Source organism: Mesorhizobium sp. SARCC-RB16n, from assembly GCF_008520305.1.
In the GTDB taxonomy this organism is placed as follows: domain Bacteria; phylum Pseudomonadota; class Alphaproteobacteria; order Rhizobiales; family Rhizobiaceae; genus Mesorhizobium.
In genome coordinates this window covers 18,369-31,505 of the sequence record NZ_ML703272.1, presented here as the reverse complement: position 1 = coordinate 31,505, position 13,137 = coordinate 18,369, and the positions used below count along the sequence as shown (strand labels likewise).

Annotated in this window: 8 protein-coding genes; 2 read left to right on the top strand and 6 right to left on the bottom strand. The window is 60.3% G+C overall.

Going from position 1 to position 13,137, the window contains the following annotated elements; all coding sequences use genetic code 11:
- Positions 1 to 114: 114 nt before the first annotated feature.
- Together C7I87_RS20755 and C7I87_RS36000 are read left to right on the top strand one after the other, a co-directional pair.
- Complete coding sequence (locus tag C7I87_RS20755; RefSeq protein WP_149905968.1) at positions 115 to 1,389, top strand: YiiX/YebB-like N1pC/P60 family cysteine hydrolase; 1,275 nt, start codon at positions 115 to 117, stop codon at positions 1,387 to 1,389.
- 14 nt (positions 1,390 to 1,403) lie between these two features.
- Positions 1,404 to 4,307 (top strand): SEC-C metal-binding domain-containing protein, encoded by a 2,904-nt coding sequence (locus C7I87_RS36000; RefSeq protein WP_246696330.1) that lies wholly within the window; start codon positions 1,404 to 1,406, stop codon positions 4,305 to 4,307.
- Between the two features lie 220 nt (positions 4,308 to 4,527).
- On the opposite strand, the gene C7I87_RS20745 is transcribed toward C7I87_RS36000, so the two are convergent.
- The 6 genes from C7I87_RS20745 to C7I87_RS20720 all read right to left on the bottom strand — a co-directional run bounded on the left by C7I87_RS20745 (position 4,528) and on the right by C7I87_RS20720 (position 13,112).
- Positions 4,528 to 5,181, bottom strand: a complete 654-nt coding sequence (locus C7I87_RS20745) for a hypothetical protein (protein ID WP_149905967.1) — start codon at positions 5,179 to 5,181, stop codon at positions 4,528 to 4,530.
- A complete protein-coding gene (locus C7I87_RS20740; RefSeq protein ID WP_149905966.1) occupies positions 5,181 to 8,279 on the bottom strand; it encodes an HsdM family class I SAM-dependent methyltransferase in 3,099 nt (1,032 codons plus the stop codon). Before C7I87_RS20740 ends, C7I87_RS20745 begins: the two co-directional genes overlap by 1 nt.
- Complete coding sequence (locus C7I87_RS20735) at positions 8,276 to 8,749, bottom strand: hypothetical protein (protein WP_149905965.1); 474 nt, start codon at positions 8,747 to 8,749, stop codon at positions 8,276 to 8,278. Before C7I87_RS20735 ends, C7I87_RS20740 begins: the two co-directional genes overlap by 4 nt.
- Positions 8,750 to 9,256: 507 nt before the next feature.
- A complete protein-coding gene (locus tag C7I87_RS20730; RefSeq protein WP_149905964.1) occupies positions 9,257 to 11,620 on the bottom strand; it encodes a xanthine dehydrogenase family protein molybdopterin-binding subunit in 2,364 nt (787 codons plus the stop codon).
- Positions 11,617 to 12,606: an FAD binding domain-containing protein gene (locus C7I87_RS20725; protein ID WP_149905963.1), complete on the bottom strand. Its 990-nt coding sequence runs from the start codon at positions 12,604 to 12,606 to the stop codon at positions 11,617 to 11,619. The genes C7I87_RS20730 and C7I87_RS20725 overlap by 4 nt, the downstream gene beginning before the upstream one ends.
- Positions 12,603 to 13,112 (bottom strand): (2Fe-2S)-binding protein, encoded by a 510-nt coding sequence (locus C7I87_RS20720; RefSeq protein WP_149905962.1) that lies wholly within the window; start codon positions 13,110 to 13,112, stop codon positions 12,603 to 12,605. Before C7I87_RS20720 ends, C7I87_RS20725 begins: the two co-directional genes overlap by 4 nt.
- Positions 13,113 to 13,137: the final 25 nt, after the last annotated feature.

Below are 13,137 nucleotides of genomic sequence, written 5' to 3'. Positions count from 1 at the left end.
GAACCCAGTATCGCCCACCAAATTTTTCAACAAGTTACGTGAACTTCAATCACGCCGCTTGTTTCTGTGTAACTTTCGTGTAACCGCACTCTGAGCGGTTTAGTCGGGGGAGATATGAAGCGCATCAAGATCGACAGCGTTGAGCCGGGAGACATTCTGTTCACGGCACGACCCGGCACCAGCAAAGCGGTCCGCATCGCGACGCATGGCATCGTGTCTCACGCTATGATTTGCGTACAGCATGGCTCCTTCATCGACTCGACAATGGACGGCGTTCAGGCGCGCAATCTGCAGCGCGAGCTGTTCCGGGACGATGAAAAGGTATTTCACTTCCGCCTTAAGGAGCCCGTCACACAGGAAGTCTTATCGAGCGTTATTGACTATGCCCGCGCCGAGATTGGTGCGCGTTATTCGCTGCCGGAGGCTGGGCGTTCAGTGCCCGCAGCGCGTTCAATGCGTAAGCCGAGGACGAAACGCCAGTTCTGCTCCCGTTTGGTTGCAAGGGTGTACAAGAAGGCCGGCATCGATCTTGTTCCGGACGCCGACTATTGCTCACCGGAAGTTCTGCGGCTTAGCCCCTTGCTGGTAGAGGTGCCGGTCGAGACAGAGACGGTTCCTCCCCAGGAGGTGAAATGGTCGAAAGCTCGCAGGAACCCAGTCAAGGCCACGCATAAAGCCCAGAACGCCGTCCTCGCCGCAGCACGGTCTGTTGATCCTGATGTCGAGAGCCTCAACGATATCTATCCCTTACTCGTCAATCGGCCTGACGCGGATCCAGTCATAGCAGCTGCCCTCCGTAGCAGCGGCTACCTCGATGTGTGGCGAATGGAAATTGGCCTGCATCCGTGGCGCTATGACCAGAGCCTCATCGAACAGATGACTGGTTCACAGGAGGATCTGCGGGAATATTGCATCGGCACAGTCAGAGAGGCCTATAGCGGCGGCGTCCGGTTCGCGGTCAATCTTGTTCAACTCTATGCACTTAACAGCAAACACCCGCGTGAATCCCTGCGCCTGCAGATCGAGCTCTATCAAACCCTCGTTCAGAACGACCAGCGGCGTCGGGAAGTCGCCTACACGTGGCTTGCCGAACATTATCCAGACGACCTGAAACGGTACATGGAACAGGTCGAGCCGCACAGCGCCTACTGGTACTCAATTGTTGACCGAGTCGAACCACACCTGGCGGCTCTGTCCCGTCACGCCGTAGAGGCGGAGGGTGGGACGAACGTTTGCTCATCCTGTGGAGACGAGCCGACGCTGGACTATCGGTTGGTCAATGGCGCCGAGACCATGCCTGGAGTGCCATCCTTGCGCCTTTGCGACGACTGCATCAGAAATCGTCGTGGCATGGGCAACGTGCTGGTCCGGTTTCTGGCCGCATCATGAAAAAGGAAGCTGCAATGTACGCTGCAAACGGGGAGGACTCGCCGCCCTTGTCCCAATCGACCCGAGTCGGCCCCAGCGTTCTCGACCCCGCGCAACTGGTTCGAATTGAAGCGGTCCATCGTGGCTTCCTTTTCCAGCACCTTTACACCGTGCAATGCCTGCTGTCGGCGGCAGCGTTGGCGGCAAAGACCGTTTCTGTCGAAAGCGACGAAGATGTCGAGGTGCAACTGGACGGAACTCGCATCTACGTCCAAGTGAAGCATCGCAAGGAAGCCCTCGCCTGGAATGATATCGAGAGCGCTATGGCGCGATTTGCGGAATTGCGTGCCTCCCATGCCAGAGGAGAGCGCGACGGCACTGCGCATTTCGTCGTCGTCTGCAATGCACAGCCGAACGGGCCTTTGTTGGAAAGGCTTGGTGCAGGCGATTGGCCCGGGGACGTAACCATCGACTGGCCGGCGGCCGCACCGGCCAAACGGATCCTTCCTCTCCCGCAGCCCTCTTTGATGGAAGCAGTCCAGGCTACTTGTGGGCTGGCAGAAACCTTGCCGTTTGCAACGCTGGCGCCTGAGACACTTGTCTGGAAGCTGGCAGGGCTCGTCACGCTTGCGGCGACAGGAGAGAAGGCGACGCTCGACCATGTGTTTGCTGCGCCAGACCTTCCGGCCCTTTTTGAGCAACTGGTGCTGCAATTGCAAGATCTGCCAGTGCCTCCGGTCCCCTATCGGGTACAACAGAATGAGCCCATTCTCTCAACGGGCGAGCGAATCCGTCTGATCGTTGGCTATTCGGGCGCAGGCAAAACCTCATGGCTGGCACAATCCGCCCAGCATGCTCCGAATCCTCTGGTCTACCTCGACGTCGCTGACCTCCCAGGAGCGGCTCTGGCCAATGCTGTCGCGCGCGAGGTCGCCGGGCGTTTGCTCGGCGGCGGGCAGGGCCTTGGCGAGATCTTTCTTCCTGGGGCTTCTGGCCGCGAAATCCTGCAGCTTCTCTCTCGCCGCGTGCATGAACTCGGAGAAGTCGTGACGGTTGCCCTGGACAATGTCCACAAGCTGGTTGCTGACGATCTGATCGGTGTGGTTCAGGCGGCTGAGAATATCCGCTTCGTGCTTCTCGGCCGACCGGAGGGTGAAGTCGCCGCGATCGAAGCCATTATCGGGGCTACTCGTGAAAATCTGTCAGGGTGGGCGCCTGATACGGTTGCTGCTGCCGCACATGAAGCAGGATGTCACGGCGATGCCGCGGATTGTCAGCACTTGATCGACTTGACGGGAGGGCTCCCGCTTTTCGTGCTCAATGCGCTCTCCGTAGCAAGGTCCGACTACGAGGGTTCGGCGAAGCGCCTGTGTGCAGACTTGGCGCGCTCGGCCCACACCAGAGAGATGGCGCAGGAATTTATCCTGGGCCGCGTCTTCGAACGCTTGCCAAGCGCTGTGGCCGAAGTCGCAGACCTCCTCAGTCTTTGCGATGCGCCCATCACGCGTGAGGAAGCTGGCTCATACGTCGGCGCCGCCGGAGGGCCAGAACGACCGATCTTTTTGCAATCGCTTCGCCATCTCCTGAGTCAGGGCCTGCTGCAGGCCTTCGCGGGCGACAAGATCAAGTTGCATGATGCGGCCCGAGTCGTCGGCAAAGGGCGCCTCGCTCTTCACGGGACAGAGGCGATGAGGGCGCGTCAGGAGGCCCTGAGAACGGTGGTCCAGGAGAGCCTTCAAACGAGCTGGAGCCCGATGAAGCTCTCTTTGTTCTTGCGGCTCACGGGTGCAGTGGGTCGGCTCGATGTGCTGGTCGAGATGGCGACGGAAGAACTGTTTCACGAGATGGGCGTCTGGCCCGAGGTCGAAGCCTACCTCGAGCACGGCGCGCAGGACGAAACCGTTCCTCCAGATCAGCGCATCAAGGCTCTTGATGCTTTGGCCTTTGCCGATATGAAAGCCGACTCGGATCGGGCGGCCGTTTGGCTCGATCAGATGGACGCGCTGATCACGGCCAATAATCTCGGAGGGGAGGAGCGGCTTCGTGCGGGCATGAAGCGCATGAACTTCTTGGCGAGGATTGGTGACCGTCGGGGAGCAGTGAGCCTGATAGCAGACCTAACACCAATCGTCGAAGAACTGCCCGCCGCGCATCGACGCATCTTTTCATACAATATCGCCTGCGCCGAACTCGCACTTGGAGAGCCGACGGCGGCCGTGGCGCGGGTCGACCCTTTGATAGGGGAATACTACGATCTCATCGGGCTAACGCCCGCACGGGTCATGGGCAACAATGCGCCGGACCTTGCCAAAATGTTGAAGAAGGGAGCGGATGTTGACGATATCAAGCATCTTGCGGATTCCCTCGACCTTTTAGCCAAGGCGATGGATGCGCAGGGCAAACCTTCGCCTTTCGCGCGAATTCACGCTTTGAAGTTCTACGACCTGGCACGTGCGCCGGATTCTATATTCCGTGTTGCGCAGGATGTCGTTGACCAGTTTATCCGCCGCAACGATTTCGATGGCGCATTGAACATGATGGAGACGATTGTCCTGCCGCAACTGCGGCAATGGAAGTTGGCGGATTACCTCATCACCGTTCGCTCGCACTACGCCGTCGTTTTGGCCTACTGCGGTCGATTTGATGATGCAGAGGCGGAAATCGCTCGACTTATGCCGTATGAGCCCGGTCTCAAGCCGTTGGTACAAAAGGAACTAGCCGCTCAGGGTGAGTTGATCCGGCATCTTCGTGCAGTCGGGCCGCCACCCAAGTGGGTTCCTCCGCCGGGGGCCTTGGAGCAAGCTGCGGCGCTGCTGAAGGGAAACGGGCGCATTCCGACTGTGCGGGGTCCAGTAGCGGTGCGGAAGGTAGGTCGTAACGAGCGATGCCCATGTGGATCAGGCGAAAAATACAAACGGTGCCACGGGCGGGTCAGTTGATAGATCGATGCTAGTTTCTTGGGAACGGCACCTTCTTGGGCAGGCATTTCGCCCGCTCCCCTTGCCGCCTAGTACGGGAACACGGGTAGGGCCAGGATCGATGGTCTATCGTTGGCCATAGCGAACGCGAAAACCGTTCTCCATGCCTCCCTCCATGGTCCTGGACGATGGAGGCGCCATCTGCTGTCGAACTCAGGAATGGTCGATCGGGTTCCGTTCGTCAGCCAATTGGCGCAGTCACTGATGGATAAGAAAATAGCGCGTGTCGAAGCTCAATTTCTAATCCAGCTGGACGGGTGTGCCGTGTTCGGAATCGTTCGATGGTTTCGATTGCGGCAAGTGGCGTTGGCCCATCGATGAGAGCAAGAGGAGGATGGCTTCCTATGGCGCTGGCGAGCCGCGCCTTGGCAAAGGGCACATCCCCGTCCAGCACATAGCCCAGCATGCAGCCGACAGGCAGATGCTCCGCATACTGTTCACTGAGAAAACGCATCATGCCTTGGGTGACGTACACGGTGGCCAAGGAGCTGCGGCTTCCGCCGTTGATCACGTTGAGCCGCTTGCACTCATAGGCCAGATATCGCTCCCGTTCCCAGTCGAAGAGCACGGCGATGTCGATGATGCCCTTGCTGTATTTCGACCCGTCCGTAGCGAGGCCAAATGGCTCGAACTGATACTCGACCCAATGGCACAGCCGACGCACGACGACGTCCTTGGTGAGATGATCGACGAGGTTGATGGTGATGTCATCTTCCCCGGGCTGTTCGGGTAGAATGGCCATGCAAGCGGGCCACGCGACGGCGATCCTCTCCAAGAAGCGGTCATCAAACGAAACGAAGCTGTCGACCCACTCCTGCATATCACCGATTAGCATCAATCAGCACTCCGCCGTTGCGGCACGGCTGCGGCTTGCTGGAGATCGAGCGCTATACCATCCGCATCGGCGAGCGCGGTGGAGCGTAGCCAAAAGCGCATCTGCATCGGCTTGATGAGGTAAAGGTAGTCACCGACGAACAACCGGAGGTCCGGCATCAGCTGGAAATTGCCATCGAGGGGCCTGTTGATGTGAGCAGCGAGTTGCTCAAGAACGTCGCTTAGCTCGCCGCCGGCATCCTCGGCATAGCCTTCATGGCCGCCCAGGTGCAGGCGAAGTATCGCTAGGTCCGCTCCGCGCGCGACGAGGCGAGCATGAATTTTCTTGTCTTTGAACCAGTCCGCCAGGCTGGCCGCCAATGTGCGCGCGTATTGTGCCCGTTGCGGTTCGTCCGGTGCACCCCACAGTTTCGGGAAGTGGCCTTCATGAGGCTGCAGCGCGGGCAGGATCGCATCGACGGTATCGTCGATCAGCGCGATTTCATCGGGGGACAGGCAAAAATATTGGTACGCCAGCCGATCGATGGTTCGAAGGATCTCGCTCTCTTCGATCTGCATCGAAAACGGCCCGTTCGACCGTCCGCGTGCGTCGTCAACGATCGCAATCAGCTCACGAGCTGCTCGAGCGGCGGCATTTTGATCGGGAACATCGGCCGGCGACGGAAATGGCAATCGCAGCAGGTCGGCCTGCTGGACCTCCGGTCGATCCGAACCGAACGACGCGGTGCCATGAAAGGCGTACCAGACCGCGACGCGACTATTGAGTATCGCGGTTAGGACCTTCGCACGGTCGTGTTGGCCATCCGGCACCATGATCGCCTGGAATATATGCTGGAAGGTCAGCGGCTCGTCGCAGTAGGCGGCCCGCATGCGATTTTGCGATGTCTCCACCCCACGCGGGATAAGAATGCGCGTACCGTCGAACCCGGCCTCGAATCCGCGACGGCGAACCGTCGGTGAAGCGGCCGGATGCAAGCCTTCCGCAGCCTGAGCCAAACGTGAATACGCTGTAATCGGTAGGTCTGGCAATCGACCGACGTACTCGCTGGCGAGCGGTGGCGCGTCGCTTTCGCTGCCCTCATTGAAAGGCTGATAGCCTTGGCCGATCACCCATCGATCGCCCGGCTCTTCACGGCGACGGCTCAGGCTGCCGAAGTCGTTGACGAAGGCCTCCAGCTTGGGAAGCCTGGCGAGGTAACCAAATAGCTTGGCGTCTGGGTCCCGCATCCAAAGCCGTTGCTTGAAGATAAGCGGGTTATCCAGAACCGCGCCGACCCCAAGTCCGGCCTTGTCGGCGCTGCTCAGGGTAATGACACGTTTGATGCGGAGATTAAGATCGGCCTTCGGCGCCCAATAATCGAAACGATATGGGAAACCGTCCGCTTTCGCGCTGCCGTAGATAATCAGAGCGGCGGGGCGATGGGCTTTCTCGAAGAGCTGAAATCGAAGGTCCGCGAAGTTGATGATGCGGCGGACCTGAGATTTCCGGAAGAACGCGTCACGTGCGTCAACCGTGTTTTGGGCGTGGTTGTGCAAAAATCCCATCGCTGGCAACAGGAACGCGATCAGTCCGTCATCGGCGAGATGTGAGAGGGCTTTCCAACTGAATGCCCAGGCGTCTTCGCCTCCAGGCATAGGATGGCCGGTCTTCTTGCTCCACTGGACGGACGAGCGCGCCGGGCCTCGGCGGCTGGTCCATGGCGGATTTCCGATGATGACATCGTACCGGGCGCCGTCTGGCGACACCTCGAAAAAGTCTCGGCAGACGAGGGTCTTGCCCCAAAGCTCGGGGAGGAGTTTTCCCCGGGTGATGAGTTTTCGGATGTCGCGTGGCGAAACCTCTTCGAGCAGAGCGACATAGAGCGAGAACACCGCGACCCGAACGGCGCCGCCATTTAGATCCCAGCCATTAATTTGGCTCAGCAGTGATAGAAGCGTCTTCCAGGAAATCGTCTGCGTTTTGTGCTTGGCGCGCCAATGCTCGCATAGCCGCTGGAACGACCGGACAAGGAAAACGCCCGAACCGCAGGCGGGGTCGAGGAAGTTTCCACTCGTGCGTGTCGCGTCCGGCAACATCTCCCAGGCTTGGGAAACGACGGTGTCGGCGAGGAACATGGGCGTGTAATAGGCGCCATTGGCGCGGCGTTCGGCCTCGCGTTCCCCCAGAAAGCGATCATAGACGGCGCTGACTAGCTCGATCGGGATATAGCGGAAGTCATAACCCCAGAACCGTTGCTGGCCTGAATGCGCCATCTCTTCGCGCCCCGATCGAAAGCGGGCCAAGATGGTAAGATGGGTGGCCGTGACTTCTGGCGCCTCGCCTTTTGGCTCGAAAGAGCAGGGCGCAACGAACAGGTCACCATTGAAATCTGTGTGGAGCGTACGAAAGAGCGATCGAAAGAGATCGACGTCGCCGGTTTCCAGCAACGCGGAGAAACTCTCAGCGCTCTTCTCGGTAACGGCCGCAAAATAGGCAGGCGTTACGATCTCCCGGTCTTCAAGATAGGCGATAAACATCGCCTGGATCAGCAAGGCTTGCGCCGCATCAGGGGCAAGCGCGGCAGCTTGCAGGAGTTCGTGGGACGCGTTCAGATTGTCGAGTAGGACTTGGTCGATACGTTCCTTAGGGGGGAAGTAATCGCCGTAGTCCTTCCAGAGCCGTCCGGATTCCGCTCCATAGATCAGATTCTGAAATCTTAGAGCTTCGGTCGTCAGGCTGAGGCTATCAATGAGGCAACGAGTCTCGAATGCGTCACCGGGATCGCTGAACGGAGTACGCGCGAGCGAAAACGCTCTGAGAGTGTCATCGGCGATAACTAACAATAGGCTCGCCAAGCCCTGATTCCAGAGCGCGCCGTGAAGATCGATAATCTTGGCACGATCATAATGATCGGCTTCGAGGATGGCGACGGTGGGAACTCCCTGGACGCAGAAGATCGCCGAAACACCCATTTCATTCAGTGCCGCGCGGATAGCTGGCGCATGCGGCACGTCGCTAACGGCGTCAGCCGACTCGTAGAGTTCGGGTGAGCGCCGATGTGTGAGCCCTAAACGGTCCTTCCACTCTGTCGCCAGTGCTGAAGCGAAGACGGTGGTCATGCTCGTTTTCCGCGTTGCTCAGGCTGACCGGGCACGGAAGTCGGGGGAAACTGTAGGTATCCTTGCACGTCATCGGATTCAGTCGCTGTGAGCGCGGAGCGCAGGCGAGATATGATCGGGCCACAAGGAACGCGAAGGGTGGAAGCGTCCAGCGATGGGCGATCCGCCTTCACGTCCACAAGGCGGAGATTGTCGACTTCGATCAGAGCAATGCAGTTTTCAAGCGACAGCCATGACCTTCCCCGACACTCCATGAACAGTTGATCGAAACGGTGCCCGACGGTGCCAACACGGACACCGAAATCCCTGACGAGTTCCGCGACAATTGCCATCGCAACAACGTCTCCAGGCGTGAAGCTAGGAGCATGTCCCTTGTGCATCGCCAGCGCGGGAATGGCATCCCGCCACGTGCGGAACGCATCCACCGAAATGGAAAGCAGCTCGCGGATCTGGCTTTGGGTGTAACGCATTCGACTACATTAGTATGGAAAATGCCCTAGATCAACCCGGGATGAACCCCTAGAGTGTTCCCTGTACGTTCTTGCGCCATTTTTGTTCAATTTGCAACCGGACGTGAAAGAATGGTGAGGGGATAGTCCGCCCTCGATCCCATCGAGCGAAAGAAGCCTTTAATCTCTCAGGCAAGCCGACGACGGTGCGCCCAATCAAGCGAAAGTATAGCGATTGGCTTTCACAAATCCTTGCACATCGCTCAGAAAAATGCCAAATATCACTTTGAAAGCAATGAGATATGAAAAGGCTATTCGGTCTCCAAAACCGCAGGTCGTAGGTTCGAGCCCTGCTGCCCGTGCCATTCCTTCCGAGGAATGATGAACGCCTCGAGACTTCCCCATGGCCGAAATTGTGTGCCAGAGCCTTGTGCAACATGCCTTGGCGCTGAACGTCTCCTTTTCGCTCTATCGACGCCTTGACTTCGAAGTGGCTGACTTCTTGTTGGTCTGATCAGATATTTGTTTTCACGGGAATTCCGGACGGGAAATCGCTTCGCGCTTTTCCGGAGTTGCATTGGAGGCCAGCTTGTCGAGGGTGATAGGCAGGTCGCGCACGCGAGTACCGGTAGCGTTGAACACGGCATTGGCGACCGCTGCGGCCACGCCGGTCGTACCGATCTCGCCGATGCCGCGCGCGCCCATGGGAGTGCGCGGATCAGGAATGTCCGTCCACAGCACATCGATCTCCGGCACGTCCAGATGCACCGGCACGTGATAGTCGGCCAGCGACGTGCTCATGATTCGGCCGCTTCGCTCGTCGAGCAGCGTCTCTTCCGTCAGGGCCATTCCCAGCCCCATGATCATGCCGCCCTTGAACTGGCTCGTTGCGGTCTTCGCATTGAGAATACGGCCGCAATCGAAGGCGCCGACCAGGCGATCTATCCGGATTTCCCCGGTAACCTCGCTCACGCGCAGCTGGCAGAAAATGGCCGACGTGCTGTGCATTGAGAATTTGAGCATTTCCAGCGGCGCACCGCTTTCGCCTGTGACGCTGAGCTCGTTGCGTCCCGAGCGCCGAAAAATCGAAGCGAAGCTCTCGTGCCGGGAGGGGTCCTCGATGCTGCGCAGCCCGCTGTCGGCGAATTCGACCTCACTCGCCCTGAGGCCCGCCAGCGGCGTGTCGTTGCCGGCAAGGCGCAACAACTCGGCGGCAAGTTTGCCGCTCGCTGCACTGATAGCCGCGCCGAGCGAGGCTGTCTGGGACGATCCGCCGGCGAAGCTGGCGAACGGCAGGCGGGAGTCGCCGATAGTCACCGAGACGCTATCGAGCGGCAGACCCAGCCGGTCCGCTGCGTGCTGCCGTTGGACGGTCGCGGTCCCCATTCCCATCTCGTGCGCGGCGCTTGCGACATGCGCCTGACCGCCAGCGTCGAGGGTGATTCGCGCGGAAGTGCCCGGCATGCGGGCGAAAGGGAAGGTTCCGCCCGCGCAGCCCATACCAACCAGCCATTCCCCTTCGCATCGCGCACGAGGTGCAGGCGCGCGCCTGGCCCAACCGATGCGTTCGGCACCTAAGTCGTACGCGGTCATCGTGGCGCTCTGCGAGTGAGGGGAGCCGCTGATCGGATCGCAGGAAGCGATGTTGCGGCGCCTCAATTCGACCGGGTCCATCCCCAGTTGATGGGCGAGTTCGTCCATCGCGCATTCAATCGCGAAAGTTCCTGGAGCCTCTCCGGGGGCACGCATGAAAGAGTTGGCCAGCAGGTCGAGATCGACGTGGTGCTGGACGATGTCGAAGCTTCCGGACGCATAGAGCGATCGCCCGGTGAGACTGAAGCCTTCGTCGCATATGCTGTGCTGCGGCTTGGTTGCATAGCCGTGATGCAGCAAGGCGGTGAGCTTCCCATCGGCGCCGGCCCCCAGCGCCACCCGCTGCTCAGTCTGAGTGCGACCGCCCACGAGGCGGTGCATGCTCGCTCGCGACAGCACGACACGCACCGGCCGCCCGGCAAGCTTTGCCGCGGCGGCGCCGAGGATCTGATGGTCCCACATCCCCTTTGCGCCGAAACCACCCCCAACGAAGGGTGAACTGACGAAGACATCCGCCTCTTTCAGCCCGAACACTTTTGCCAGAGAACCCGCCGTAGCGTGAATCATCTGCGTCGCGTCGTGGACGATCAGTCGCCCGTCCTGCCAGGCGATCGTGGCGGCGTGCGGTTCGATCGGGTTATGGTTCTGCCACGGCGTCCTGTAGACCGCATCGATCTTGTAGGCCGCTTCGGCCAGCTTCTTTCTGGCATTGCCCTTGTCGACCCGGTTCCGCTCGATCAGTATTGAGTCCGGCGTGCGCGCATTTTTCTTCCCCTCCTTGAACCGCGTGCGTGACTGCTCGGCATTGTAACGAATCCGGACCAGCGTGGCGGCATGTTCGGCCTGTTCGCGGGTTTCGGCGAGTATGACGGCGACCGCCTGTCCGTTCCACCGGATTTCAGCGTCCTGCATCACCGGAAGCGTGTGGTTGCCTGCCGCCTTCAGATTGGTGATGCCGATCGCGGGGGGCACCGACATTTTCGGCGCGTTGCGATATGTCATCACCAGCGCGACCCCTGGCGCGGCTTCGGCGGCGGAAACATCGAGCTCGGCGATCTTGCCGCGCGCGATGGTGGAATGGACAAAAGCGGCATGGAGCAGGTTCGCCATCGGCACTTCGGCCGCGAAGCGCGCCGCGCCGCAAACCTTGTCCGGACCGTCGATACGTGACTGTTGTGTACCGAGCGTCGCGCGCTTCTGGATGATCGGATCGGGCGTGCCGCCGGGCAGCCAACTGGCCGGAACGCGCCCCAGCACTGTGCGAACTCCGCCGACGAGGGCGTTCTGTAGCTTGCTCATGCGCGCTCTCCTGCCAGCGATTCAAGGACGGCGGCGGTCGTCCGCTGCACCAGGCCGATCTTGAACGCATTGCCTTCAAGCGGCTGCGCCTTGGTCAGTTCCTCTTCCGCGGCGGAGAGAAAGTTTGCGCGGGTCGCCGGCAATCCGCGAAGCGCAGCCTCGGCACGCGTGGCGCGCCATGGTTTTGCGGCCACGCCGCCAAGCGCGATCCGGGCTTCGGCGATCTTGCCTCCCACCACTTCCAGGCCAGCTGCCACGGACACCAAAGCGAATGCGTAACTCGAGCGGTCGCGGACCTTGCGATATTCAGAATTCGCCATTGCGGGGGTCGCGGGCGGAAGCTCTATCGCGGTGATCATCTCCCCGGGCCGCAAGACAGTCTCGATCTGTGGGCTGGCGCCGGGCAAAACGTGAAACTCGGCAAGCGGCACGGTTCGCTCACCCTCGGGTCCGACGAGATGCACCAGCGCGGCGAGCGCGGCAAGCGCTACGCACATGTCCGAGGGATGGGTTGCCACGCAGTCGTTCGATACACCCAGAATGGCGTGATAACGGTTGAACCCGCCTATCGCGTCACAGCCGCTACCAGGCTGCCGTTTGTTACATCGCGCCCCATCCACATCGTAGAAGTAGGCGCAGCGTGTCCGCTGCATAATGTTGCCGCCGACCGTGGCCATGTTGCGGATCTGCGCCGAGGCCCCGGCCAGTAGAGCGCGCGACAGCATCGGATAGCGACCACGGACCATCGGGTGCGCGGCGAGCGCGCTGTTCTTCACCGATGCGTCGACGAGAAGCGCGCCGTTACCGACTTCGTGAATGTTGGCGGCCAGACGGCTGACGTCGACCAGTTTGGAAGCGGACTCGACATTCTGCCTGAGCAGATCAACAAGGTTCGTGCCTCCGCCGATGAATCGGGCGCCGCTGGCAGCGCCGAGCGACAGGGCTTCCGCGCAATCGCGCGCGACATGAAATGCAAAGGGTGTCATGCCGCCTCTCTACCAAGCATTTCCTCGATCGCTTCGACGATGCCGTTATGTGCTCCGCAGCGGCACAGATTGCCGCTCATTCGTTCACGGATTTCCTCTCGGGTCGGCCCATCGGGGCCGGCGGCGAGATTGGCAGTAACATGACTTGGGTCGCCGCGCCGCAACTCCCGCGCCATGGCGACCGCCGAGCAGATCTGGCCTGGAGTGCAATAGCCGCACTGCAAGCCGTCGTGTTCGATGAACGCCTTCTGCAGTGGGTGGAGGCTGCCATCCGCTCCTTGCATCCCCTCGATCGTGAGGACATCACGGCCATCGGCCTGTGCAGCCAAGGTGAGGCAAGATAGCACCCGTTCCCCGTCCAGCAGGACAGTACAAGCGCCGCAGGCACCCTGATTGCAACCGAGTTTCGTGCCGGTGAGGCTCAGCCGCTCGCGCAACATGTCGAGCAGCGACACGCGCGAATCGTAGGGAACGGCATAATCGGATCCGTTGATCGTGATGGTCACAGGCGCCTCCATTCGGGGATCGGCA